The sequence below is a fragment of the Rhizobium sullae genome, assembly GCF_900169785.1.
In the GTDB taxonomy this organism is placed as follows: domain Bacteria; phylum Pseudomonadota; class Alphaproteobacteria; order Rhizobiales; family Rhizobiaceae; genus Rhizobium; species Rhizobium sullae.
Map to the genome: position 1 here is coordinate 241,190 of NZ_FWER01000002.1, position 24,653 is coordinate 265,842.

The following is a 24,653-nucleotide window of genomic DNA, read 5'->3' on the forward strand; positions in this document are numbered from 1 at the left end:
AAAGCCGCCTCGAAGTCTCGGGCGGCTCACTCGTCGTCTTTGAACACGATTGATCGAGGCCGCCTCAGCGAGCCCACCACCAAACAGCAATGTTCAAGGACCTCTTCATGGGCGGAATTGTTAGCGTGAGATTGGGAGAAGCGCAAGAGCGGTTTTAGCGGGTTCGCTTTCACCGGTCGGAAACGGCTGAAACGAACCCGCTAAAACCAAATTACCAATCGAGCTGCTTGCTCAAGGTAATCTTGAACGTGCGCCCCTTGGCGTAATCGTTGGACGTGTTTTCCCGATAGTATTGATCGAAAAGATTGTTGACGCTGGCCAGAACCTGCCATCCCTGCATTTCGCCGCTCTGCGGCCTCCAGGAGGCGAACAGGTCCACGGTCGTCCAATCGGGCGCCGGAACGACGAGATGGTCCGGCGTGGAACCGGAGGATGCGGCCGTTCCGCGGACGCTGTTCTGCGCCTCGAAGGCATGCGTGATACGCGTGCCGTATTCGATGTCCCGCTCGGGAAGCCGGCCGCCCAAAGTGAAGGCTATCTTGTGGGCTGGTACGGTCGGCAGCGGCTTGTTGTAGTTCACCCCATCGCTGCGGTCTTGGCCCTGCGTGCCTGTGTAGGCAAGCTTGGCGAAAACGTAATCCGATTCGTACGCCCCTTCGACTTCGACGCCATAAATGCGGGCCTTGCCGACATTGTAGAAATAGGAGGATGCTCCCGTGCCGGTAGTTGCAATGAGGTTCTCCAGGTCATTGTAGAAGGCGGTCGTCTTGAAACTGATATTGTCGCCCGCCTGAAATATGTCGTCCCGTGTTGCTGTAAAGCCAATTTCGTAGTTGTTGGATTTTTCTTTCTTGAGATCCAGGCTGGTTCCCTTGCTCCAGGTGTAGAGCTCATCCAACGTCGGCAGACGTTCCGTATGGGCAATCGATCCGAAAATGCCGAACTCATCGGTCAGCTTGTAGTGTGCAGCGAGCTTGGGGGAGAAAGCTTGATCGTTGACATCGACAGCATTGCTGAAGGCCGCCGTTGAGTCGCCAGGCTGTCGCCAGACGAAGTCGCCGCGAACGCCGCCGATGATTGTCAGCCGCTCATCATAGACGAACTCGTTCTGCACGAAGAGACCGACCTTGTTGTCAGTGCCTTCGGGATGCGTGGCGATCGCACCGGGCGTCGGGCTGGTCGCAAGCGGCGAATCCGCGGTGCGATCCTGATGGCTCAGTTGCGTGCCGTAGGTCAGGTAGTTTACCCAGCTATCGCCCGAGAACTCAGAGGTATTTTGAAGATTGGCCTGCCAGGTCCGATAGCCATAATCAGCTTCGATGATATTCGAAAACCCGCCAAGCGTTCCGTCGCTCTGGTCGACCGAAGTGTCGGAGTATGAAAGGGTTGCCTTGAAGTCGAGCCAGGGATTGTCGCTGACTGGATTTTCGTAGCTCAAGACCGCGGTATCATCAATCACATGGCGGTCGACGGTACCGAATGCGGCCTGCGTGCCGGTCTGAGCATAGTCCTGATCGTTCGCATCGCTGTCCCAATGCTGATAGGACAAGCGCACTGTCTGCTCGTCGCCATCACCAAAATGGAAAGTTCCCTTGGCCAGGCCCGACCACGACTGAAAGTCCGAGCCCGACAAGTCGCTGCCATCTCCCAACTCGAATTCGCTGGACCCGCGCTTGTTCAACATACCGAGGAATTCAGCACCCTCGTTGAAGCGATGTGCAAAAATAGACGAACCTAGATAGCCATTCCCGTTTGTTTCATAGCTGCTCTTGAGCCTGAGAGCATTGTCGTAGCCCTCCAGCAGAAACTCTGAGGCATCCTTGGTGGTGAAGTTGATGACGCCACCGAGGGCACCGGCGCCGTAAAGCGTGGAAGAGGCCGGACCGCGCAGCACTTCGACGGACTTGTAAAGCTCAGGGTCCGAGAAGAACGATCCCATCCGGTACTGCTCGTAGAATTTCTGGGCTCCGTCCACATTCACCACGATGCGCGAGCCGTCGGCGGAATCCTCGGTGGAGCCGATACCACGGATATTGAACGCCTCACCGAAAACACGGTCGCTGCCGGCAATGGAGACGCCGGGCACATCCTTGAAGATATCGCCGATCGTTTCAGCCTGGGCGTCATCAATATCCTTTTGGTCGAGAACAGTAACGGCCTGCGGCGTATCGATGGCGATCTTGCGCTGTCCCGCACCGACGACGATCTTCTTCAGCGGCGTTACGCGATCCGTCTTTTGGGAAGCCGCCTCCTCTTCCGGGCTTTGCGAATATGCCGGAAAACCGGCGCCAAAAACGACCAATGCAGTGCAAGCCAAAAGAACGGCGCGCGAATTGCGGACAATCATTAAACCAACCCTCTAGGATGAATAAATACCGGGCTGGCTGGTCGGGGCGCGTCAGGCGCTCGAGGGGCTGGCTAGGCGTTTCGGATTTGCGGCGGGACCCAACATTCCGCCTTCTTTCTGCCGCATAAAAAACATGAGTGTAATTGTCAATATAAACGCCCGTCTTATGTTGAATTAAATCGTCAAGTTTTAACGATGCCCACGAACGTTGCGAAATTGCAACGAAATCCGCCCTCGTGCGTTGCCCTTTTCTCATCAGCAGCCACGGACGGTTGAAGCTTGAAGAACATCGCAGTTGCAGCGGCGACGACAGCCCTGATCATCCTCACCGGCGCAAGCCTCCCCTACAAAGGTCCCTTCCCTCAGGAAAAGCCGCGGATTGACGGAGAAGCCGAAGCACCCGCAGAGACCGCACCTATCCCCGAACCGAGGCCCTCAACCGCAAACGGGACCGAACCAACCCCTCCGAATGAGAAGCCATTGGACACGGCAAAACCGGAGGAAAAGCCGGAGAAATTCGGGCCGCCGGCGCCGGGTACGCTGGAAGCGCAGAACCTGACCATCGAGCCGGAAAGCGACGCCGATCATGCGGAATGCGTGAGGGAGTTGCAGGCCCTCGGCGCCGTCTTCAAGGACATCCCGCGCATCGATGACGGTCACGGCTGCGGCATCGACAAGCCGATCAATCTCGTCGAGGCACTCCCAGGCATCGCGGTGAAGCCGCAGGCGACGCTGCGCTGTCCGGCGGCTCTGGCACTTGCGCGCTGGATGAAGGAGAGCGTCATTCCGGCAGCCGCCGTCGCCGCGAAGGAACACGGGCAGATCACGACCATCAACCAGGCCTCTTCATACATCTGCCGCCTGCGCAACGGTGCGTTTGCCGGAAAGATCTCCGAGCACGCCCGCGGCAACGCCATCGACATCGCAAGCTTCAGTTTCGAAAAGGGCGAGGCCATTGCGGTGAAGCCGCGCCGGGAAGATTCCACCCTCACCGGCGCCTTCCAGCGCACGGTCAGTGCGTCCGGCTGCCTCTATTTTTCCACCGTGCTCGATCCTGAGAGCGACGCCGCGCACGAAAAACACTTCCACATGGATGTGCTGCAGCGGAAAGGAGGATATCGTTATTGTCATTAGACAGAGGCCATAGCTTTCAACAGGTTATGCTTGCCTATTGAATCAAGACGTGGACAGACTAGAATTCTCTTGCACGCTGCAGGGGCCCTTGATGACTGTTTTAAGTTTTCATTGAAAAAATCGATAGCTTCGCGCTTCGACCGCCTTGCCGAAAAACGCAAGCTATCGACGGAAGAAACCGCTTCCTTGTTGAGAGAGGAATTCGTCGAGCGAGAAGAATGGCAGGTCGCGGAAATCGAAGCGGCGGTCCGTGAAGCCAACGCAGGCGAATTTGCATCTGACGATGAAGCGAATGCATCATCTCAAAATATCTCCGCAAATGAGCTTTCAGCTCCGCTGGACGCATAGCGCCTTGGCTCGGCTCGATCATATTGGAGCCTATATCGCAAAGCATGATCCGAACGCCGCTCGCGTGATCGAGCGGGTAGCAACGAGTGCCGAAGCATTGACAGAGCATCCCTGCTGGGCCTGGTGGCGCGCGTGCCTGGCACTCGGGAAATCGTGTTCGCTGATATTCCCTAAATCATTGCGTACCGGATATCAGGAGAAAACATCGACCTCCTGACAATCCTCGATATATCGTAAAAATGGCCAGAAAGACTTTGACTTTTCTTCATGCCGGAAAATCCGTCGGCTTCGCCACCCTCAATTGTCCGCGCGCCGCGTGCAGACATAAGGCTTCTTGACGCAGGCGATCTCGGGCGTGGAACACTCGGCCTTGCCGTCAGTCACGGCGCAGATCGAGCACTGATCGTTGAACTCTTTGCAGTCGGGATTGCTCTTCATGAAATCGGCCATGCTCTGCTGCACAGACGCCTGCGCATCGGCCGCAGAGCCGTTCACCATGAGCGCAAATACTGCGGCAGCGGCGAAAACATACATTCGAGGATACCTGAAGAACGGCATCAGAAAAGCCCCTCGATATACCCTTGATCATTCAGAAATATCCGCTCGGCGGATGGCGATTTCGGCAACCCCGGCATCGTCATCATTTCGCCGGTGATGACGACGACGAACCCGGCGCCTGCCGAAAGCCGCACTTCGCGTACGGACACGATATGGCCCTCCGGTGCGCCGCGAAGGTTCGGGTCTGTCGAAAACGAATATTGCGTCTTCGCTATGCAGACCGGCAGGTTGCCGTAACCCTGCTCTTCCCAGGTGACGAGCTGGTCGCGAACAGCCTTGTCGGCCGTCACCTCGCCGGCGTGGTAGATCTTCGAGGCGACGATCTCGATCTTTTCGAACAGCGGTACGCTGTCGGCGTAAAGCGGTTCAAATTTCGCCTGGCCGGATTCCGCCAGTTCCACCACCTTGTAGGCAAGATCCTCTATGCCGGCCGAGCCTTCCGCCCAGTGGCGGCAGAGGATCGCCTCGGCGCCGTGGCGCGCAACATATTCCTGGACGGCCGCGATTTCCTTGTCCGTGTCCGAAACGAAATGATTGATCGCGACCACCACCGGAACGCCGAATTTCCGCACATTCGCGAGATGCCGCCCAAGGTTCGAACAGCCCTTCACAAGCGCTGCGACGTTCTCGGCTCCCAGATCCTCCTTGTTCACGCCACCGTTCATCTTCAGCGCGCGCACCGTGGCAACGATCACCGCCGCATCGGGCTTCAGCCCCGCCTTGCGGCATTTGATGTCGAAGAATTTCTCTGCGCCAAGATCGGCCCCGAAACCCGCCTCGGTCACGACATAATCGCCGAGCTTCAGCGCAGTCTCCGTCGCAATCACCGAGTTGCAGCCATGCGCGATATTGGCGAACGGACCGCCGTGGACGAAAGCCGGATTGTTCTCCAGCGTCTGGACGAGGTTCGGTTGCATCGCGTCTTTCAGAAGCACGGCCATTGCGCCGTCCGCCTTCAGATCGCGGGCATAGACCGGCATCTTGTCGCGGCGATAGCCGATGATGATGTTCCCGAGACGGGCTTCCAGATCCTTGAGGCCAGTCGCCAGGCAGAGGATCGCCATGACCTCCGAGGCGACGGTGATGTCAAAGCCGTTCTGCCGCGGAAAGCCATTGGCAACGCCGCCGAGCGAGGAGACCATTTCGCGCAGCGCCCGGTCATTCATGTCCATCACGCGGCGCCAGGTGACGCGGCGCAGGTCGATGTCCAGCTCGTTGCCCCAGTAGATATGGTTGTCAATCATAGCGGCGAGAAGGTTGTGCGCCGAGGTAACCGCATGGAAATCGCCGGTGAAATGCAGGTTGATGTCTTCCATTGGAATGACTTGCGCATAGCCGCCGCCGGCAGCCCCGCCCTTCACGCCGAAACATGGCCCGAGCGACGCTTCGCGGATGCAGACGATGGCTTTCTTGCCGATCCGGTTCAGCCCGTCGCCGAGACCGACGGTGGTTGTCGTCTTGCCCTCGCCCGCCGGTGTCGGGTTGATGGCGGTGACGAGGATCAGCCTGCCTTCCTTCTTCTCCATCTGTGCGGCGATGAATTCCGCACTGACTTTCGCTTTGTCGTGGCCATAAGATGCGAGGTGTTCCGCCGGAATGCCGAGCTTCGCGCCGATCTCGAAAATAGGCTTCTTCTTTGCCTCGCGCGCGATTTCGATATCGGATTTGATGGCCACGCTGGTCCCCCGGAGCTTTGTCTCTGCCGGAACATGACGCCATCCGCGGGCCGGAAACAAGAGGCGACCGCTTGGCCAAGGCGGCCAGCAGCGTTGAAGCACAGGAAAATCACAACGCTCTGCAAAACCGGAAGGCGCTCCCCCGGCTAAGGGAGCGCCGTCAACCTCGGTTTCAACCGTCGCCCATGGCGATCAGGCTGGCGTTGCCGCCGGCCGCCGCCGTGTTCACCGAGATCACCTGTTCGAGCGCAAAACGCAGCAGATAAGCCGGACCGCCGGCTTTGAAGCCGGTCCCGGAAAGGCCGGAGCCGCCGAAGGGTTGGGTTCCGACCACGGCGCCGATCATGTTGCGGTTGACGTACACGTTGCCGGTATCAAGCGCGTCGGTGACGGTGCGGATCGTCGCTTCGATGCGGCTGTGGACGCCAAGCGTCAGGCCGTAGCCGGAAGACTGGATGTCTTCCAGCACCTTCGGCAGGTCCTTCGCCTTCCACTTCACGATATGCAGGACCGGGCCGAAGACTTCCTTCGTCAACGCCGAGGCCTTGTCGAGCTCGACGATGTGCGGCGCAAAGAAGCTGCCGCCGCCAGGCGCCTTGCCCGCATAGCGTACCTTCTGTGTCTTCTGCATATCGGTGATGTGTGCTTCCAGCATGGCCTTCTGCTTGTCATCGATGATCGGGCCGACATCGGTCGTCTCCAGGCTTGGATCGCCGAGCTGAAGCTCCTTCGCCGCACCTTCGATCATCCGCGTCATGTCTTCGGCGACGTCCTCCTGCAGGAAGAGAAGACGGAGCGCCGAGCAGCGCTGACCGGCGGAGCGGAAGGCCGAGAGGATGACGTCGTCTGCCACCTGCTCCGAGAGCGCCGTCGCATCGACAATCATGGCATTGAGACCGCCGGTTTCGGCAATCAGCGGCACGATTGGGCCGTCCTTGGCGGCAAGCGCCCGGTTAATCGCCCAGGCGGTCTTGGTCGAGCCGGTGAACGCAACGCCCCCAAGTGCCGGATGCGCAGTAATCGCAGAACCGACCTCCGGGCCACCCGGCACGAAGAGCAGCGCATCCTGCGGGATGCCCGCCTGATGGAACAGCTTGACGGCCTCAAAGGCGATCAGCGGCGTTTGCGGCGCGGGCTTGGCGATCACGGCGTTACCGGCCGCGAGCGCTGCCGAGACCTGGCCGAGGAAGATCGCCAGCGGGAAGTTCCAGGGCGAGATACAGGCAAAGACGCCGCGACCGCGCCAGAGATAGCGGTTGTCCTCGCCGGTCGGCCCGGGCATCTTGGTGATGGTGCCGAACTGGCGGCGCGCTTCGGCTGCATAATAGCGGCAGAAATCCACCGCCTCGCGGATTTCGGCAACGCCGTCGTCCAGCGTCTTGCCCGCTTCCGCCGAAAGCAGCACCAGCAGCCGGTCGCGGTTTTCCTCCATGAGGTCCGCCATACGCTCCAGCGTCACGGCGCGCTCCTCCACCGGCCTGCGCGACCAGCTCTTGAAACCCTTGGCGGCAATGGCAAAGGCCTTGTCCACATCGGCAGCCGTCGCGTCGCGAACTGAGCCGACCTTATGCGAATGATCGGACGGCGAGAGCACCGCCATTTCCGCGCCGGTCGCGGAAACACCGGGGATCAGCGGGGTGGCAGCGATTGCGGCGTCGCCCCTGCGGATATTCGACATAAGCTTCTCCAGGGTTTCGCGATGGCCGAATTCGAGGCCCGTGCTGTTCTTGCGCTTCCCGTAAATGGCAAGCGGCATCGGGATCCTGCTGTTGCGGGCGCTCGTGCCGGTATTGAGTTGCAGCTTGTCGGCGGGGCGCTCCAGCAGCGCCTTGATCGGCGTGTTCTTATCGCCGGCCATGGCGACGAAGGAGGAATTGGCGCCGTTTTCCAGAAGACGGCGGACGAGATAGGCAAGGAGGTCGCGATAACCGCCGACAGGGGCATAGATGCGGCAGGCGATGCGATCGTTGCTGTCAAGCAGCTGATTGTAGAGCGTCTCGCCCATGCCATGCAGGCGCTGGAATTCGAAACCGGTCCGGTCTTCGCCCGCCAGCTCCAGAATGGTCGAAACCGTCAGCGCATTGTGCGTTGCGAACTGTGGGAAGATGCGGGCGCGCTTGTCGAGCATCTGCTTGGCGCAGGCGAGATAGGAAAGGTCCGTCGCCTGCTTGCGCGTCCAGACCGGATAGTCGTCGAGCCCGCGCTCCTGGGCGCGCTTGATTTCCGTATCCCAGTAGGCGCCCTTCACGAGACGCACCATCATCCGGCGGCCGAGCTTTTCGCAGAGCGCATCAATGTAGTCGATCACCGCCGTCGCGCGTTTCTGATAGGACTGGATCGCAAGGCCGAAACCATCCCAGCCGTCAAGCGAGGGGTCGCTGAACACGGCGGCGATCACGTCGAGCGAAAGCTCCAGGCGATCGGCCTCCTCGGCGTCGACGGTGAAGTTCAGCTTATGTGCCTTTGCCATCTGCGCGAGCTTCAGGAGGTCCGGCACCAGTTCCTTCATCACCCGGTCGCGATGGGTGGCGAGATAGCGCGGATGCAGCGCCGAAAGCTTGACCGAAATGCCCATGCGGTCGGGCAACTGCTTGGACTTGGCGTTCTTCCCCATCCAGGTGCCGATCGCTTCGATCGCCATTGCATAGGACTGCCAGTAGCGCTTGGCGTCTTCCGCCGTTCGCGCTCCTTCGCCCAACATGTCGAAGGAGTGGCGATAGCCCTTCTCCTCATTCTTTGAGGCGCGGTTCAGCGCATCCTTGATCGTTTCGCCGAGCACGAAGTGGTGGCCGAGAAAGCGCATCGCCTGTTTTGTCGCATTGCGCACCGTCGGCAGGCCGAGGCGCTTGACGAGGCCGCGGACCACGCCTTCCGGAGTATCCCCGGGGCGCAGGATGCGGGCAGAAACACCGAGCGCCCAGGCGGAAGCCGAGACGAACCAGCTTTCGGCTTTGCCCTCATGCTCACTCCAACCGCCTTCCTTGAGCTTGTCCTCGATCAGCTTGTCCTGCGTCAGCGCGTCGGGCACGCGCAGCAGCGCTTCGGCAAGAACCATGAGCGCCAGCCCCTCGCGCGTCGAAAGCCCGTACTCGCGCAGGAAATCCTCGACGCCGCCCATCGCGCCGGAATTGTCGCGGATCGCCTTGATCATGCCGCTTGCGCGTTTGTCGATCGCCTTGTCCTCTGCGGCGCTGAAGTGCAGCTTCTCGCTGAACGCATGCAACAAACGGTCATCGTCACCGGCGAATGGAGCGTTGAACGCGGGATATTGCGTGGAAATCTGGTGGTTCATAAAGGGTTCTCCGTGATATCCGCAACATAGCTGGTCATCCGTAGCGTTTTTCACTAAATTGATGGATCATCAAATTTTCTTCAGCTACCGATTGCCCGAAAGGCCGTGGAAAATGAAAGAACTGGACCGTCTCGACCGCAAGATTCTCCGCGCCCTGCAGAAGGAAGGCCGCCTTACGAACATCGAGCTTGCCGAGCGCGTCAGCCTCTCCCCCACCGCGACGGCCGAGCGGGTCAAGCGCCTTACCCGCGACGGCTATATTACCGGCTACATGGCCGTCCTGTCGCCGGACAAGCTCGGGCGCACCCTGCTCGTCTTCGTCCAGGTCAAGCTGGACCGCACGACGCCCGACGTCTTCGATGCCTTCGCAGATGCCGTAAAACGCTCGGACGACGTCATGGAGTGCCACATGGTCGCCGGCGGCTTCGATTACCTCGTTAAGGCCCGCGTCGCGGGCATGGAGGCTTACCGGCAATTTCTTTCAGAGGTGATTCTGCCGCTGCCTGGCGTAAGGGAAACTCATACTTATGCAGTAATGGAAGAAGTAAAATCAGCCGGGCTGCTACCTGTATAACATACAAAGCAACCTAAGAGGGTACCTGTGCGATTAATTTTTAACAGTATGACTTAATCAGCGTGTACTAAGCCAATTCAGGCTAGCGTGGCTGGCAATTAACGTATTTGATAGCGGTAACATGAAGGCAAGGCGGGGCGCATTATGTCTTACATGACTACCTCCGAAAGGCAGTCACTTTTATCAACGGAATTGGCATCTGCGCGGACGCGCGCTCTTTTTGTCCAGGTCTTGCACAGGATTGCAGATGCTTTCGGGTTAACTCACTATACGTTGATGAATACGCCCTCTTCCGAGGACTTGTTTCTTAAGCCACTGGTCGTAGAAACGTCATTGACGGGCACATACCTCAGAGAGTTCGATCGCGCTCATATGCTGCGCGCCTGTCCGTTTACGGCAAAGCTGAGAGAATCTGTCGCCCCGCAGAGCTGGCATCTCTCCGACGCCGCAACGGCCCAAATGTTTCGCTGCGAACTTCGCAGCCTGATGCTTCAGCATAAAATGCCGGCGGGCATCGTTTTGCCGGTCAATGCCGTAGACGGCAAGCGGCTGGCTTTCTGGTTTTCAGGCGAGCGCGCATCGCTCAGCCAGAGCGAAATCAACGAACTCACGGTAATCGTGCTTCACGCCTTTGACGCCTACAGTGCCGTCAAGCGAAACGAAGACAGCACCTACAACGCGCTCTCCGCGCGCGAGCTCGAAGTCGTCCGCTGGACGGCCCAGGGCAAGACGTCAGTTGAAATCGGCCAGATCCTCGCTCTCTCCGACCATACGGTGAACGCCTATATGACGAACGCGATCAAAAAACTCGATTGCGTCAACCGCACGCAATTGGTAGCAAAAGCTATCCGATTGAAGCTGATCAGCTGAGAAATCAGAAGAGAATCAGTGCGAAGACCTTACGCGGGAAGAAACGTGCCTCTTCGATTCGAAGCAGCCGGAACTCCACAAGAACGAGCAATCACGCGATCATATTGGCATCAGCGATGCCGAAATCGTCCAGCTTGTTTCGGCCCAACGGCTATTCGGCTTCTAGCGCATGGAACTCGAAACAGGTCACTTTTTTGCTACCGAGGACGTCCATGCCATCTTCGGGCTGCCCTACACCACCGGCCCGGCAAATCTCGTAGAGCTGCTTTCACGGATTCACGACGAGGACCGCATCCTGATAACGCAGACCTTCGAGCATGCGAGCCGGCACAAAGTGGGCTGTCACGATGTTTATCGGGTCGACAACCGGCGCGGCGGCTACAAGATGGTCCAATCGGTCGGCCGTTTCCGCAACAACGAGATCTTTGGCGTCGCATATGAATTCGTCGAGCCACTCCGCATCGTCGGGGTAGAAGACAATTCGCTCCAGCCCTGACGGTCAGCGGTCGAGGACAGAACGCATCTCCACGAGGTTCGACCGCACCCGCAGGATGTAGAAACCCATGGTCGCCAAATGGCTCGGCATGATCCAGCCGTCCTCACGGCCATTGGAAATGATCGCCGGCTGGATGCGCAGGGCGGCTTGAAATTGCCTCGTCGTGCCGCTCCAGATGGCGCCCAGATTGCGCTCCGCTACCACCTGCGAAAAATCCGACTGTGCCGCCGAGAGAATGGCGTAATAGGCATAGAGTTGCCCGTAGGCGAACCAGAAGCGGTCGTCGGCGCGCGTATCGAACCAGCCGCGATTGTGGTTCTCCGAGCGCTCCGCCAGCATGTCGGACGTGCCGCCGAGATCGTTCGCGATCCGGTCGATGAATTGGACGAGGTTGTCCGCGCGGCCGTCAAAGACGGCGTTGCAGCTGGCAAGGTCGGTATTGAACTTGCGCAGGCTGCCGATCGCCGAACGATAGTAGCTCGGCGTCGGGGTCTTCGGCCCGAACGGATTGAGCCCGAAATACCAGCTGTATTCGTCGAATTGCAGATTGCCGCGGGCGTTTTGAAGATCGTTGTTGATGCCGGACGTGCCGCGTACGCGCCCGAGCGTATCTACAAGCTCGGCCGAGGTCCGCCGGGCCGCCTGATTGACGCCGCGCTGGAAGGACGCCTTGTTGTCGAGGAACGGCGTGTGGTCCCAGGCGATACCGAAAAACCCGAGCCGGTAGAGCAGCATGGAGGAGATCCATGCGTTCTGGTTGACGTTGAAGTCCGTCAGGTCGGCGGCGACGTCGACGATCGCAGAACGCTGGCAGGTCTTGGCCGCCGGTGCTGCCACGCCGCCGGCAACCGGCAGTTCCTGGCCTGCCGGAACCTTGCGCTCGGAAAGACGGTACTGGTTAACGAAGGACGGATTGAAATTCGACCAGACCTGCGTCTGCCAGAAGAAGTACGCGTAAAGGATGACCAGCAGTGCCGCGAACGCAATGATGGGGATCCGGATCATCCACGTCCGGCGCTGGTACCAGCCATGGGCGGCAAGGAGGGGCCAGAACGCCCAGGCGGCAAAAAGACTGAACCAGCGGGCGATCGTGCGGCCGATCAGCCTGAAGAAACCGGCGATCCGGTCGAGCATGCCCTTCTCCTAAACCCTAGCGAACGTCAGAAAGTCCTGCATTTCACATATGTGTTTGCTCGATCGAGCACAACATGAAGGAGAGATTTTTAGAAGATCACGCAGGCCGCCGTTTCATCAAAAACGGGCAAAGCGCAGCCTGAACCTGGAGGATCTTTGCGTCAGGTCGATGATCGGAGCGTCGGTCGCGTCGTGGCTTTCGGCGAATGCCGCAAACTTCTTGCCGAAGGCCGCATCCGCGGCCGCCTTGCGCAATCCGATGTCCTGCGGAACGAGCATGCCCCTTTCGAAGAGCGAGATCGGGCCGGCGATATGTGGATACCGCTGCTGGGTTATTTTCGCTTTCGATCCCGGAACGTCGGTATCTACCTGCGCCTGATAGATGATCAGCCGTTCTTCCGTACCGATCGACAGCTTGCGGAGCAACGCATTGCAAAGGCCGATCTGGCTGTTCAATGCATCGACGAACTCTTGGAACATCGTAATGAAGCCTTCGCGCCGCTGGCTTTCGTCGCGCATCTTCAGTTCTTCTTCGGCAATCTTCTCAGCCTCGGCCTCAAGCGCACGCCGCTCCTCTTCCATTCGCTCCCATTCGGCCCTGCCGCCGTAAAGACCGATGCGTCCCTGTCTCGTTAGCGCCTTCGCCTTCATCTCCTTCATTCGCAACCGCGCAATATCGATGGCACCGACAAGGCGCCCGCGTTGCTCGACGATCGTGACAACATCGCTCTCTGCCGCCTTATGGCAAGCAAGGGCGAATTCGCGATGGCCGCTGACCAAACCGGTAATGGCGTTGGATTTCGACAGCAGATCGAGCAGCCGCTCGATCACCGGCGCTTCGTGCACCCGCTGACGGTGGAGGCGCCACATGCGCTGCCTCGAAAACCAGCCGGTCAGCCTCTCGCGTGCGGTCAGCCCGCGGAAGCTGTCCATATCCGCGGAGACCTCCGCTGTCATCCGGTCGAGGCCGGCCACCATTTCGCCGAGAAGTCCGTCGAATCCCAAGCGCGCCGTCGCAAAAGCCTGGAACCGGTCGCGCTGCGCCAGAATCGCCTCATCGTCCGATTGCGCTCCTTTGCGCGCAAAGTCCTCGATGAAGGCAGCGCATGCGGCCGCGTCGGCGCGCAGGGTTGAGACAAGCGCGTCGGCTGCTTCGAATTGACTGTCGAACGAGGGAGCTTTGCGCACCGGCCTCTCCAGAGAATCTCCGTGCTTAGCCTAGCCGCTCGCAGGCCGAAGCTCAAACGGCCTCGGCGCACCATTCGCCATTCATTGCATCGTCCCAGTGCCTGCGGCAGAGCGATACGTATTTCTCGTTGCCGCCGACCTCGATCTGCGCGCCCTCGCGGACAACCTCTCCATCGGCATTGAGCCGTACGACCATCGTCGCCTTGCGGCCGCAATGGCAAATGGTTCGCACCTCGCGCATCTCGTCAGCAATCGCCAGCAGTTCCTCGGAAGCGGGAAACAGCTTGCCTTGGAAATCGGTCCGAAGGCCATAAACCATGACCGGTATGTTCAGCCGGTCAACCACGCGGGCGAGCTGCCAGACATGCTGGCGTGTCATGAAATTCGCCTCGTCGACGAAGACGCAGGCGACCGGGCTTCCCTCGCCGCTCAGTTCCTTGATGAGGGCGAAGAGATCGGTATGACCTTCAAAAGCGATCGCGCTTGCTTCCAGCCCGATACGCGAGCCGATGACGCCCTTGCCGGTGCGTTTGTCGAAGGCTGCGATCAAGAGCACGGTGCGCATGCCGCGTTCGTGGTAATTATAGGACGCCTGCAGCAGCATGGTCGATTTGCCGGCGTTCATGGTAGAGTAGTTGAAATAGAGCTTCGCCATCATTTTCTCCGTGTTTTGCTTCTTGAAAGCTCGAATCGGCAAAGAAAAGACCGCAGAATCGATAATCACAGGAAATCCGGAGGCAAAAATCGCAAAAGCCCGGAAATCCGGGCATATCCTGAGAAAAGCGGCACGTCGCATTCGGGGTAGCCAATCCGGCGCAAACACACGCAGGTCGCTTGTAAATGTCGTCTATTGATGCTTGGCTTGGGAACTTAAGACTGGGAGTCTAAAATGAAAATGACAAGCGCATTCAAACTGACCACCGCCACTGCAGTTGCAGCACTTTCAATCGCAACCGCATCATTTGCTGCAGAACCCGAAAGCTGCTCGACCGTCCATTTCTCGGACGTAGGCTGGACGGACATCACGGCAACCACCGCCGTTGCCGCGGTCGTGCTGAAGAGCCTCGGCTACGAGCCGGACGTCAAGGTTCTCTCCGTACCGGTCACCTATCAGTCGCTGAAGAACAAGGACATCGATGTGTTCCTCGGCAACTGGATGCCGGCGCAACAGAAGGACGTCCAACCCTATCTCGACGACAAGTCGGTTGAATCCATCGCAGCCAATCTCGAAGGAGCCAAGTACACGCTTGCCACCAACGCCAAGGGCGCCGAACTGGGCATCAAGGACTTCAGCGACATCGGCAAGCATAAGGATGCCCTCGATGGCAAGATCTACGGGATCGAGCCGGGCAACGACGGCAACCGCCTTGTCATGACCCTGATCGAGAAGAACGAGATGGGAATGGGCGGCCTTGAAGTCGTCGAGTCCTCCGAACAGGGCATGCTGGCGCAGGTTGCTCGTGCCGAAAAGGACGGTAAGCCTGTCGTATTCCTCGGTTGGGCCCCCCATCCGATGAACGAGAACTTCAAGATGACCTACCTCACGGGTGGCGACAGCTCCTTCGGCCCCAACTTCGGCGGCGCGACGGTCTACACCAACACCCGCGCAGGGTTCGTCACCGAGTGCCCGAACGTCGGCAAGTTCGTGTCCAACCTGAAGTTCACCCTGGAGATGGAAAACCAGATCATGGGCAAGATCCTCAACGATGGCGAGGACCCGCAGGACGCGGCAACCGAATGGCTGAAGGCAAATCCGACAGCAGTCGAGCCATGGCTCGCAGGCGTCACGACCAAGGACGGCAAGGACGCCGCCGCGGCCGTCAAGTCCGGCCTCGGCCTCTGAACCTGATGAACGGGGCGGCCCGCACGCCGCCCCTTTTTGTTTCATCCTGATCTCTGCTCTTTTGGATAGGCGCGCTTCTTGAACTGGATCACCGATTACAAAATCCCTATTGGCCCCGTCGCCAAATCCACCGTCGATTGGCTGACGACGAGCGGCGAATGGTTTTTCGACAGGCTGGCCTTGACTCTCTCGCATGTGATTGGCGCATTGCTCTTCATCCTGCAGGCGCCACATCCGCTGATCGTGCTCCTCGCCATTACGGCGATTGCCTATTGGCTCCGCCGCTCGATCGGCGTTGCGGTCTTCACCTTGCTCGGTTTGCTGCTGATCATGAACCAAGGCTACTGGAAGGAGACGACGGAAACGCTGGCCCTTGTCCTCGCCTCGACATTCGTCAGCATGGCGATCGGCATTCCGCTCGGCATTGCCGGGGCAAGACGCGCCTGGGTCTTCTCCATCATGCGCCCAGTGCTCGATCTGATGCAGACGATCCCAACATTCGTCTATCTGATCCCCGCACTCATTCTCTTCGGTCTCGGCATGGTGCCAGGCCTAATCGCAACCGTGATCTTTGCCATTCCTGCACCGATCCGTCTGACCCGCCTCGGCATCATCTCGACACCGCCCTCCCTCGTCGAGGCAGCCGAGTCCTTTGGCGCAACCCCGACGCAGGTACTGCGCAAGGTCGAGCTGCCTTTCGCGATGCCGCAGATCATGGCTGGCCTCACGCAGACGATCATGCTGTCGCTATCGATGGTGGTCATCGCCGCGCTCGTCGGCGCCGATGGCCTTGGAAAGCCCGTTGTTCGCGCACTTAACACGGTGAATGTCGCCATGGGCTTCCAGGCCGGTCTCTGTATCGTCATCCTGGCGATCATCCTTGATCGCATGTTCCGCGCGGCAGGTGAAGGAGACGGCGCATGACCTCAGTCCGCTTCGACAATGTCAGCATCATCTTCGGCGACAAGCCGCAAACCGCCCTCGCCCTCGTCGATCAGGGAAAGACCCGTGACGAGATCGGCGCCGAGACCGGTCTCGTGCTCGGCGTCGCCGACGCCTCGCTCACCGTCGAGGAGGGCGAAATCCTGGTGCTGATGGGCCTTTCCGGCTCCGGCAAGTCGACGCTGCTGCGCGCCGTCAATGGCCTTGCCCCAGTCGTTCGCGGCGAGGTTTCGGTCGCCACCGCCGATGGCCCCTGCAATCCCTACAAGACAAGCGCCAAGGGTCTGCGCGACCTGCGCATGCACACCGTTTCTATGGTGTTCCAGCAATTCGCCCTGCTGCCCTGGCGGACCGTCGCCGAGAATGTCGGCTTCGGCCTCGAACTGGCCGGCATGCCGGACGCCGAACGCAAGAAGCGCGTCGAAGAACAACTCGAGCTCGTCAACCTGACGAAGTGGGCCGACCGCAAGGTCAACGAACTCTCCGGCGGCATGCAGCAGCGTGTGGGCCTCGCCCGCGCCTTCGCCACCGGCGCGCCGATCCTGCTCATGGACGAGCCGTTCTCCGCGCTCGACCCGCTGATCCGCACCCGCCTGCAGGATGAGCTTCTCGAATTCCAGCGGCGCTTGAAGAAGACGATCCTCTTCGTCAGCCACGATCTCGACGAGGCCTTCCGCATCGGCAACCGCATCGCCATCATGGAAGGCGGGCGCATCATCCAGTGCGGCACGCCGCAAGATATCGTCAAGAACCCTGCCGATCAGTATGTCGCCGATTTCGTCCAGCACATGAACCCGATCAGCATGCTGACGGCGCAGGACGTGATGCAGCCGGGCCTCGGCCATGCGGCGGGGGCGAGCGTCAGCGCCACGGCACGCGCCGAAACGCCGCTAATCGATATTCTCGACGCGCTCTCCCGGCAGCCGGGCAGTATCGGCGTCGTCGAGAACGGCGCCATCATCGGCACGATTTCGGCTCAGGATGTCGTTGCCGGCCTGACCCAGCACCGGCGCAAAGAACAGGCTTGATCCCGCCGCCCGCTTCCGTCAAGAAAGTGGACATGAAAGATCAGGCTTCCGTACTCAGGGAAACGGACGAAGAAGCGCGCAAGCTCGCGCGCATTCTTCTGCGTTCCGCCCGCTATGGTGCTCTTGCCGTTCTCGATCCAGCGACCGGCTTTCCCTTCGCGAGCCGAGTTCTGCTCGGCACCGATATTGACGGCGTGCCGGTGATCCTGGTTTCGGCGCTCTCGACGCATACGAAGGCGCTGGAGGCCGATCCGCGCGCATCCTTGCTGACAGGCGAACCCGGCAGAGGTGACCCGTTGGCGCATCCGCGGCTCACCACCCAATGCATTGCCGAAACGGTCGAGCGGGGAAGCTCCGTTCACCAGCGCATCCGCACCCGTTTCCTCGACCGGCATGCAAAGGCGAAGCTCTATATAGACTTCCCGGACTTCCGCTTCTTCCGTCTCATGCCGCAGTCGGCAAGCCTTAATGGAGGGTTCGGCCGCGCATATCTTCTGGAAGGCGCCGACCTCATGATTCTCTCGCCAGCGAACGATGCCGTTGCCGCACAGGCGGCGCAGGTAGTGCGAGATTTAGTAGATAAGCACCCCGACCTGTCCGGGGCGCTCGCAAAGCTCTTTAATGAGCCAAACGGTGCGGCATGGCGCGTATGTGGGGTGGACTGCGCGGGGTTCGACGCTATTTCCGGCGATTTGATCAACCGTTGCGAATTTGAGTCACTCATCGACAATGCGGCGGACATTACGTCACATATATCTAAAATAGCATACTCAGTACGTGAAATTTAGGTATATACAATCTTCCAGACCAGTTGCTACTTTTGACTGTCCGCCAACCCCCCGTCTAACGCCCTGTGCCTATACGGATGTACGATTCGCTTAGGAAGATTGGAAATATGGAAACCACTGACTTGTCAGACCACTCTAATGTGGCGGCCGCCCTCTTATCAGCGATGGCGAATCCCAAGCGCCTCCTGATCCTCTGCAGCCTCGTCAAAGGCGAGGTCCCCGTCGGCGTACTTGCAACCCAGGTCGGGCTCAGCCAGTCCGCGCTTTCGCAGCATCTTTCGAAGCTGCGGGCACAGAAACTGGTGAAGACCCGCCGCGATGCGCAGACCATTTATTACTCGAGCAATTCGGAACCGGTGATGAAGATCCTGGCGACGCTCGAGGATATTTATGCAGTCCAGGGCCGCAGCAGATCTGCAGCATAATAACGCAGACATAAAGTTTGCTAAAAAGCCGTGCTGCCAAAGGGATGTATCCGGAATGGCACGGTGAGCAGTATTTCAGCACGATAAAATAACTTTGGCCGGCAAATCTCTCGATTTGCCGGTTTTGTTTGTTTGCGGGAAGGCTGCGCCGCCATCGATGACGTCCATGGCTTGACGCCCCAAGAAGCCCTGATAATTTGACCGAACAGTAAAAATTGGGCGCAAAGCCCCGGGAACGGCCTCGCGACGGCCAGGAGAACAGCATGTCCAATCGCCTCAATGCACCAAACGATCTTCGCGCCTTCTGGATGCCGTTTACGGCAAACCGGCAGTTCAAGAAGGAGCCGCGCATGTTCGTCGGCGCCAAGGACATGTACTACACGACGCATGACGGCCGTCAGGTTCTCGACGGCACCGCCGGCCTCTGGTGCGTGAATGCCGGCCACTGCCGGCCGAAGATCACCGAGGCGATCCGCGAGCAGGCCGGCGAGCTCGACTACGCCCCGGCCTTCCAGCTCGGCCATCCGAAGGCCTTCGAACTGGCAAACCGCCTCGTCGATATCGCACCGGAAGGGATGGATCACGTCCTCTACACCAACTCGGGTTCCGAGTCGGTCGAGACCGCGCTCAAGGTGGCGCTGGCCTATCACCGCGTGAAGGGCAACGGCTCCCGCTTCCGCCTGATCGGCCGCGAACGCGGCTACCACGGCGTCAATTTCGGCGGCATCTCGGTCGGCGGCATCGTTTCCAACCGCAAGATGTTCGGCACGCTTCTGACCGGCGTCGACCACATGCCCCATACGCATCAGCCCGGAAAGAACAACTTCACCCGCGGCGAGCCCGAACATGGCGGCGACATCGCAACCGAGCTGGAGCGCATCGTGACACTGCATGACGCTTCCACGATCGCCGCCGTGATCATCGAGCCCGTCGCAGGCTCCACCGGCGTTCTCATTCCTCCGAAGGGCTACCTGCAGAAGCTCCGCGAAATCTGCACCAAGCACGGCATCCTGCTGATCTTCGACGAAGTCATCACCGGCTTCGGCCGTCTCGGCGCTCCCTTCGCCGCGCAGTTTTACGACGTGAAGCCCGACATCATCACCACTGCCAAGGGCCTGACCAACGGCGTCATCCCGATGGGCGCCGTCTTTGTCACCTCCGAGATTCACGACGCATTCATGAATGGACCGGAGCACATGATCGAGTTCTTCCACGGCTACACCTATTCGGGCAATCCGATCGCCGCCGCCGCCGCGCTTGCCACCCTCGACACCTACAAGGAAGAAGGCCTGCTTACCCGCGCCGCCGATCTCTCGGATTACTGGGCCGACGCCCTTCACTCGCTGAGGGACTGCCCGAACGTCATCGATATCCGCAACACCGGCCTGATCGGCGCCATCGAACTCGACCCGATCGCCGGCGAACCGACGAAGCGCGCGTTTACGGCCTTCCTGAAGGCTTACGAAAACGGCCTGCTGATCCGCACCACAGGCGACATCATCGCCCTTTCCCCGCCGCTCATCATAGAGAAGAAGCACATCGACGAGCTCTTTGGCAAACTGCGCGAAATTTTGCAGAACAACATCTGAGACTGCATTGACGGTTCACGCTGAGATTTGAAGTCCAAGGGTCGAGGCTTTTGTCTCGACCCTTTTTGTTGCGACCTCGATCGCGTTGCGGGTCGCAGCCCGCACAAATTCCCTGCAGGAAGGACGAGTTCATTTCCAACCGGAGATTCCATGCTCAAGTTCATGCCTTTCATCGCCTTGCTCGTCTCATTCTCGGCCCAGTCGGCATTCGCTGCGGTTGGGTTCCGCGAGATGACCTTGCCGGACATCGAAAGCGACCGGCCCATGCATGTCAGCATCTGGTATCCTACGGACACCGACCGGGAACCGGTGCTGCTCGGCGAAACTCCCACCTTCAGCGGCCAGCCTGTCGTTAAGGATTCCGAAGCCAGGACCGGCCCTCACCCGTTGGTGCTCCTTTCGCACGGCTATGGCGGTAGTTGGCGCAACCTCGCCTGGCTCGCGAGCGAACTTGTTCGCAAAGGCTATGTCGTCGCAGCACCTGACCACCCCGGCACTACCACCTTCGATATGCGCCCACCTGGAGCCGTAATGCTCTGGAAGCGCCCGCGCGATCTCAGCCTCGTTATCGACGCGTTGCTTTCTCGTCGGGAACTGACTGGCGGCATTGCAATCGACCGCATCGCTGCCATCGGTCATTCGCTCGGCGGATGGACGGTCATTGAACTTGCGGGCGGTCGCTTCGATGCCAACGATATAATGAAGAATTGCATGGCGCAGTTCGGCTCCCTCTATTGCAAGATATTCAAAGCGTTGGGTGTAGGACGGGATGCAGCCTCCACCGCAGCGATGGGCGCCGATCTCAGCGACCGGCGGATCCGCGCGGTCGTCATGCTTGACCTCGGCCCAGGACGCGGCCTTACGCCGCAAAGCCTCGCGTCCGTCCGCGTGCCAGCGCTCGTCTTAGGTGCGGCCGAGGATGTCGACAAGGAGACTGCCTCCAAAGCGGACATCGCCGCCACCAACAAGGACTCTGCCTACTTGGCCCAGTATCTGCCTTCTGCCACGACCTCCTATGCCCTCGTCCCTGGCTCCCTGCATTTCAGTTTCATGCAGCCTTGCAAACCGGGAGCGGCAGCGCTGATTGAGGAGGAAGTACGGGGCGAGAGCATCGTCTGCAAGGATGGTCAGGGCGCCGATCGAAGCACCATTCATCGGCAAATTGCAGACATGATCGTCGCGTTCCTGCAAAGAGCCCTTCCAACAAGATAGATCGCGAAAACCTCCAAGAAAATCGCGATCGACGCCTGTTCCCTACCGGATTTGCCAAGGACGGGCCTCGTTTTGTTATCTCCTTGCGGAATCGCGGCAAAATTCATAGAAAATTACTCTGTGCCTTCCGAAGCCAAAAGTGGCCGGAAGGCGCGTTGACCGCACCGTAGCCGCCGTCCTTTGGCGCATCCCTTTGGGGTGTTGAACGAGCGGGTTTCGCTGTCGCGGCAGTCGTCGCGGGCCGGAAGGCCCCACCCAAGGAGAACGAAAATGAGTCTTAAGACTTTGACTGGCGCGACCCTTGTCGCATCGCTGGCCTTTGCGCCGTTTGCCTATGCCGACATCACCATCGGCCTCATCGCACCGCTGACCGGCCCGGTTGCCGCCTATGGCGACCAGGTGAAGAACGGCGCGCAGACCGCTGTCGAGGAGATCAACAAGAAAGGCGGCATCCTCGGCGAGAAGGTTGTCCTGAAGACTGCCGACGACGCGGGCGAGCCGAAGCAGGGCGTTTCCGCCGCAAACCAGCTCGTCGGCGAAGGCATCCGCTTCGTCGTCGGTCCGGTCACGTCCGGCGTCGCCATCCCCGCTTCCGACGTGCTTGCCGAAAACGGCATTCTGATGGTGACCCCGACAGCGACAGCACCTGATCTCACCAAGCGCGGCCTCACCAATGTACTGCGCACTTGCGGCCGCGACGACCAGCAGGCCGAAGTCGCCGCCAAATACGTGCTCAAGACCTTCAAGGACAAGCGCGTCGCCATCGTCAACGACAAGGGCGCCTATGGCAAGGGGCTTGCCGATGCATTCAAGGCGACGCTCAACGCTGGCGGCCTCACCGAGGTCATCAATGATGCAATCACCCCCGGCGATAAGGATTTCAGCGCGCTCACAACCCGCCTCAAGGCCGAAAATGTCGACGTGATCTATTTCGGCGGCTACCATCCGGAGGGTGGACTGCTCGCCCGCCAGCTCGCCGACCTTTCCGTCAAGGCAACGATCATCGGCGGTGACGGCCTGTCGAACAGCGAATTCTGGAACATCGGAACGGAAGCCGCAGCAGGTACGGTCTTCACCAATGCGTCCGATGCGACCAAGAGCGGCGACTCGAAGGCAGCGTCCGATGCGCTCGCCGCCAAGAACATCCCGGCCGAAGCCTTCACGCTGAATGCCTACGCCGCCGTCGAGGTCCTGAAGGCAGGCATCGAGAAGGCGGGCAGCGCCGAAGATTCCGAAGCGGTTGCAGCCGCCCTCAAGACCGGCGAACCGATCCCGACCGCGATAGGCAAGCTCACCTATGGCGAAACCGGCGATCTCACCTCGCAGAGCTTTGCGCTCTACAAGTGGGAAGGCGGCAAGATCGTCGCCGCCGAATAAGGCCTGATAACCGGCACTCCATTGACCGGGCGTGTTATCGGCGCCCGGTTTTCATTTGCGGAGCAGTCTCGCTTGTAGCGCTTTGTCCGGCACTTCAGTTATAACGGACGGATAGCCAGAACGAGGATGCCCATGACCACCAAGCTTGAACGCCTCATCGACCAGGGCATAGGCCGCCTGCCGGCCGATATCGTCTTGAAAGGCGGACGTTTCTTCGATCTCGTGACCGGCGAACTCGTCGAATCCGACATCGCCATCGGCAGCGACCGCATCGTCGGCACCTGCGGCACCTATGAGGGCGAAACCGAGATCGACATCTCCGGCAGGATCGTCGTTCCGGGCTTCATCGACACCCATCTCCACATCGAATCCTCGCTTGTTACGCCGCATGAATTCGACCGCTGCGTCCTGCCCTACGGCGTCACCACCGCCATCTGCGATCCGCACGAGATCGCCAACGTGCTCGGCACCGAAGGCATCCAGTTCTTTCTCGATTCGGCCCTCGAAACGATCATGGACATCCGCGTCCAGCTCTCCTCCTGCGTGCCCGCCACGCATCTTGAGACATCGGGCGCGGATCTGCCCGTCGAAAGGCTCCTTCCCTTCCGCGATCACCCGAAGGTCATCGGCCTTGCGGAGTTCATGAATTTCCCCGGCGTGATCTACAAGGATCCGGTCTGCATGGAAAAGCTCGCAGCTTTCCAGGGCGGTCATATCGATGGCCACGCACCGTTGCTGCGCGGCATGAACCTCAACGGCTACCTCGCCACCGGAATCCGCACCGAGCATGAATGCACGACCGCAGCAGAGGCCCTCGAAAAGATCAGCAAGGGCATGCACATCCTTGTGCGCGAAGGCTCGGTCTCGAAGGATCTGAAGGCCTTGATGCCGATCATCACCGAACGTCTGTCGCCCTATCTCGCGCTTTGCACCGACGACCGCAATCCGCTCGATATCGCCGAACAGGGTCACCTCGACTACATGATCCGTACCGCAATCGCGAGCGGGGTCGAGCCGCTCGCGATCTACCGCGCCGCCTCGATCTCCGCCGCCCGCGCCTTCGGGCTGATGGACCGCGGCCTAATCGCGCCCGGCTGGCGCGCCGATCTCGCCGTCATCGACAGCCTGGAGCGCTGCAAAGCCGAGATCGTCTTTTCCGCCGGCCGCCCCGTCACGGATGCACTCTTCGCCACCCGCAAACTGGTCGCGCCGGTGGGTCTCGACAGCGTCAAGGCCCGCCCCGTCAGTGCCGCCCATTTCAGCGTGCCGGCCAACGAGGACGAAACGGCGGTCATCGGCGTCACCCCCGGCAAGATCATCACCGAATTTCGCCGGCAGCGCCTGCCAACAAAGGGCAACGAGATCGGCATCGACCTCGAAAACGACATCATCAAGGTCGCCGTCATCGAGCGCCACGGCAAGAACGGCAACCACGCCAACGGCTTCGTCCAGGGCTTCGGCCTGAAGAAAGGAGCGATCGCCTCCACCGTCGGCCATGACAGCCACAATATCTGTGTCGTCGGCGTCAACGAGGACGATATGGCACGTGCCGCCAACCGTCTCGGAGACATCAAAGGCGGGTTCGTGGTCGTCGAGGACGGCAGGGTCACCGGCGAAATCGCCCTCCCCGTCGCCGGGCTGATGAGCCTCGAACCTTACGAAAAGGTCCGCGACACCCTCCATCATCTCCGAAAGGCAGCCTACGCGCTCGGCGCCACGCTAGAAGAGCCTTTCCTCCAGCTCGCCTTCCTGCCGCTGCCCGTGATCCCGCATCTAAAGATTTCGGACCGGGGAATGGTCGATGTGGACCGTTTCGTGCTGATCGGGTGAGA

21 protein-coding genes and 1 pseudogene are annotated in these 24,653 nt (G+C 59.9%); 15 read left to right on the plus strand and 7 right to left on the minus strand.

Annotated elements, in window-relative coordinates:
* Positions 1-211: 211 nt before the first annotated feature.
* Positions 212-2,347 (minus strand): TonB-dependent receptor domain-containing protein, encoded by a 2,136-nt coding sequence (locus BN1800_RS03065; RefSeq protein ID WP_086994289.1) that lies wholly within the window; start codon positions 2,345-2,347, stop codon positions 212-214.
* A gap of 288 nt (positions 2,348-2,635) precedes the next feature.
* Between BN1800_RS03065 and BN1800_RS03070 the strand changes: the two genes are divergently transcribed.
* The 3 genes from BN1800_RS03070 to BN1800_RS03080 all read left to right on the plus strand — a co-directional run bounded on the left by BN1800_RS03070 (position 2,636) and on the right by BN1800_RS03080 (position 4,046).
* On the plus strand, positions 2,636-3,481 hold the full coding sequence (locus BN1800_RS03070; protein ID WP_425298955.1) for an extensin-like domain-containing protein: 846 nt from the start codon (positions 2,636-2,638) through the stop codon (positions 3,479-3,481).
* Between the two features lie 69 nt (positions 3,482-3,550).
* Entirely contained in the window at positions 3,551-3,829 is a 279-nt protein-coding gene (locus BN1800_RS03075) for a CopG family ribbon-helix-helix protein (RefSeq protein WP_086994293.1), read from the plus strand.
* Positions 3,801-4,046, plus strand: coding sequence for a type II toxin-antitoxin system RelE/ParE family toxin (locus BN1800_RS03080; protein WP_244564429.1), 246 nt, complete (start codon positions 3,801-3,803; stop codon positions 4,044-4,046). The genes BN1800_RS03075 and BN1800_RS03080 overlap by 29 nt, the downstream gene beginning before the upstream one ends.
* Positions 4,047-4,126: 80 nt before the next feature.
* Here the strand turns inward: BN1800_RS03080 and BN1800_RS03085 are convergent, their stop codons facing one another.
* From BN1800_RS03085 to putA, 3 genes are all read right to left on the minus strand, one after another.
* On the minus strand, positions 4,127-4,363 hold the full coding sequence (locus BN1800_RS03085) for a hypothetical protein (protein ID WP_037141036.1): 237 nt from the start codon (positions 4,361-4,363) through the stop codon (positions 4,127-4,129).
* A 23-nt stretch (positions 4,364-4,386) separates the two neighbouring features.
* Positions 4,387-6,063: a formate--tetrahydrofolate ligase gene (locus BN1800_RS03090; RefSeq protein WP_086994299.1), complete on the minus strand. Its 1,677-nt coding sequence runs from the start codon at positions 6,061-6,063 to the stop codon at positions 4,387-4,389.
* Positions 6,064-6,235: 172 nt separating this feature from the next.
* Positions 6,236-9,355, minus strand: coding sequence for a bifunctional proline dehydrogenase/L-glutamate gamma-semialdehyde dehydrogenase PutA (gene putA, locus BN1800_RS03095; protein WP_086994303.1), 3,120 nt, complete (start codon positions 9,353-9,355; stop codon positions 6,236-6,238).
* A 112-nt stretch (positions 9,356-9,467) separates the two neighbouring features.
* On the opposite strand from putA, the gene BN1800_RS03100 reads away from it, so the two are divergent.
* From BN1800_RS03100 to BN1800_RS03110, 3 genes and pseudogenes are all read left to right on the plus strand, one after another.
* Positions 9,468-9,929 carry an Lrp/AsnC ligand binding domain-containing protein gene (locus tag BN1800_RS03100; RefSeq protein WP_027508315.1) on the plus strand — a complete coding sequence of 154 codons (462 nt, stop codon included), beginning with the start codon at positions 9,468-9,470 and terminating at the stop codon, positions 9,927-9,929.
* Positions 9,930-10,073: 144 nt separating this feature from the next.
* On the plus strand, positions 10,074-10,799 hold the full coding sequence (locus BN1800_RS03105) for a helix-turn-helix transcriptional regulator (RefSeq protein WP_027508314.1): 726 nt from the start codon (positions 10,074-10,076) through the stop codon (positions 10,797-10,799).
* Between the two features lie 45 nt (positions 10,800-10,844).
* Positions 10,845-11,295: pseudogene (locus BN1800_RS03110) on the plus strand (PAS domain-containing protein).
* A gap of 3 nt (positions 11,296-11,298) precedes the next feature.
* Here the strand turns inward: BN1800_RS03110 and BN1800_RS03115 are convergent.
* From BN1800_RS03115 to BN1800_RS03125, 3 genes are all read right to left on the minus strand, one after another.
* A complete protein-coding gene (locus tag BN1800_RS03115) occupies positions 11,299-12,429 on the minus strand; it encodes a DUF2333 family protein (RefSeq protein ID WP_086994306.1) in 1,131 nt (376 codons plus the stop codon).
* A 117-nt stretch (positions 12,430-12,546) separates the two neighbouring features.
* Positions 12,547-13,617: a hypothetical protein gene (locus tag BN1800_RS03120; protein ID WP_086994309.1), complete on the minus strand. Its 1,071-nt coding sequence runs from the start codon at positions 13,615-13,617 to the stop codon at positions 12,547-12,549.
* 52 nt (positions 13,618-13,669) lie between these two features.
* Entirely contained in the window at positions 13,670-14,272 is a 603-nt protein-coding gene (locus BN1800_RS03125) for a thymidine kinase (protein WP_086994503.1), read from the minus strand.
* A gap of 234 nt (positions 14,273-14,506) precedes the next feature.
* Here BN1800_RS03125 and BN1800_RS03130 point away from each other — a divergent pair, with 234 nt between their 5' ends.
* The 9 genes from BN1800_RS03130 to ade all read left to right on the plus strand — a co-directional run bounded on the left by BN1800_RS03130 (position 14,507) and on the right by ade (position 24,651).
* Positions 14,507-15,460: a choline ABC transporter substrate-binding protein gene (locus tag BN1800_RS03130; protein ID WP_027508309.1), complete on the plus strand. Its 954-nt coding sequence runs from the start codon at positions 14,507-14,509 to the stop codon at positions 15,458-15,460.
* A 78-nt stretch (positions 15,461-15,538) separates the two neighbouring features.
* Positions 15,539-16,384, plus strand: coding sequence for a choline ABC transporter permease subunit (choW, locus tag BN1800_RS03135; RefSeq protein ID WP_027508308.1), 846 nt, complete (start codon positions 15,539-15,541; stop codon positions 16,382-16,384).
* Positions 16,381-17,430 (plus strand): choline ABC transporter ATP-binding protein, encoded by a 1,050-nt coding sequence (choV, locus tag BN1800_RS03140; RefSeq protein ID WP_027508307.1) that lies wholly within the window; start codon positions 16,381-16,383, stop codon positions 17,428-17,430. Before choW ends, choV begins: the two co-directional genes overlap by 4 nt.
* Before the next feature lie 32 nt (positions 17,431-17,462).
* Positions 17,463-18,218 (plus strand): HugZ family pyridoxamine 5'-phosphate oxidase, encoded by a 756-nt coding sequence (locus tag BN1800_RS03145; protein ID WP_086994506.1) that lies wholly within the window; start codon positions 17,463-17,465, stop codon positions 18,216-18,218.
* A 107-nt stretch (positions 18,219-18,325) separates the two neighbouring features.
* A complete protein-coding gene (locus BN1800_RS03150; protein ID WP_022714154.1) occupies positions 18,326-18,643 on the plus strand; it encodes an ArsR/SmtB family transcription factor in 318 nt (105 codons plus the stop codon).
* Between the two features lie 263 nt (positions 18,644-18,906).
* Entirely contained in the window at positions 18,907-20,232 is a 1,326-nt protein-coding gene (gene aptA / locus BN1800_RS03155) for an omega-aminotransferase AptA (protein WP_086994313.1), read from the plus strand.
* Positions 20,233-20,382: 150 nt separating this feature from the next.
* Complete coding sequence (locus BN1800_RS03160; RefSeq protein ID WP_086994315.1) at positions 20,383-21,444, plus strand: alpha/beta hydrolase family protein; 1,062 nt, start codon at positions 20,383-20,385, stop codon at positions 21,442-21,444.
* 270 nt (positions 21,445-21,714) lie between these two features.
* A complete protein-coding gene (locus BN1800_RS03165; RefSeq protein ID WP_027508303.1) occupies positions 21,715-22,821 on the plus strand; it encodes a branched-chain amino acid ABC transporter substrate-binding protein in 1,107 nt (368 codons plus the stop codon).
* Positions 22,822-22,953: 132 nt separating this feature from the next.
* Complete coding sequence (gene ade / locus BN1800_RS03170; RefSeq protein ID WP_086994318.1) at positions 22,954-24,651, plus strand: adenine deaminase; 1,698 nt, start codon at positions 22,954-22,956, stop codon at positions 24,649-24,651.
* The last annotated feature ends 2 nt before the right edge of the window (positions 24,652-24,653 follow it).

Bases quoted from the DNA above. Each gene is read 5' to 3' on its own strand.
- BN1800_RS03065 (WP_086994289.1), bottom strand. From the start codon at position 2,347: ATGATTGTCCGCAATTCGCGCGCCGTTCTTTTGGCTTGCACTGCATTG.
- BN1800_RS03080 (WP_244564429.1), top strand. From the start codon at position 3,801: ATGAGCTTTCAGCTCCGCTGGACGCATAGCGCCTTGGCTCGGCTCGAT.
- BN1800_RS03085 (WP_037141036.1), bottom strand. From the start codon at position 4,363: ATGTATGTTTTCGCCGCTGCCGCAGTATTTGCGCTCATGGTGAACGGC.
- putA (WP_086994303.1), bottom strand. From the start codon at position 9,355: ATGAACCACCAGATTTCCACGCAATATCCCGCGTTCAACGCTCCATTC.
- BN1800_RS03100 (WP_027508315.1), top strand. From the start codon at position 9,468: ATGAAAGAACTGGACCGTCTCGACCGCAAGATTCTCCGCGCCCTGCAG.
- BN1800_RS03105 (WP_027508314.1), top strand. From the start codon at position 10,074: ATGTCTTACATGACTACCTCCGAAAGGCAGTCACTTTTATCAACGGAA.
- BN1800_RS03115 (WP_086994306.1), bottom strand. From the start codon at position 12,429: ATGCTCGACCGGATCGCCGGTTTCTTCAGGCTGATCGGCCGCACGATC.
- BN1800_RS03125 (WP_086994503.1), bottom strand. From the start codon at position 14,272: ATGGCGAAGCTCTATTTCAACTACTCTACCATGAACGCCGGCAAATCG.
- BN1800_RS03130 (WP_027508309.1), top strand. From the start codon at position 14,507: ATGAAAATGACAAGCGCATTCAAACTGACCACCGCCACTGCAGTTGCA.
- choV (WP_027508307.1), top strand. From the start codon at position 16,381: ATGACCTCAGTCCGCTTCGACAATGTCAGCATCATCTTCGGCGACAAG.
- BN1800_RS03145 (WP_086994506.1), top strand. From the start codon at position 17,463: ATGAAAGATCAGGCTTCCGTACTCAGGGAAACGGACGAAGAAGCGCGC.
- BN1800_RS03150 (WP_022714154.1), top strand. From the start codon at position 18,326: ATGGAAACCACTGACTTGTCAGACCACTCTAATGTGGCGGCCGCCCTC.
- aptA (WP_086994313.1), top strand. From the start codon at position 18,907: ATGTCCAATCGCCTCAATGCACCAAACGATCTTCGCGCCTTCTGGATG.
- BN1800_RS03160 (WP_086994315.1), top strand. From the start codon at position 20,383: ATGCTCAAGTTCATGCCTTTCATCGCCTTGCTCGTCTCATTCTCGGCC.
- BN1800_RS03165 (WP_027508303.1), top strand. From the start codon at position 21,715: ATGAGTCTTAAGACTTTGACTGGCGCGACCCTTGTCGCATCGCTGGCC.
- ade (WP_086994318.1), top strand. From the start codon at position 22,954: ATGACCACCAAGCTTGAACGCCTCATCGACCAGGGCATAGGCCGCCTG.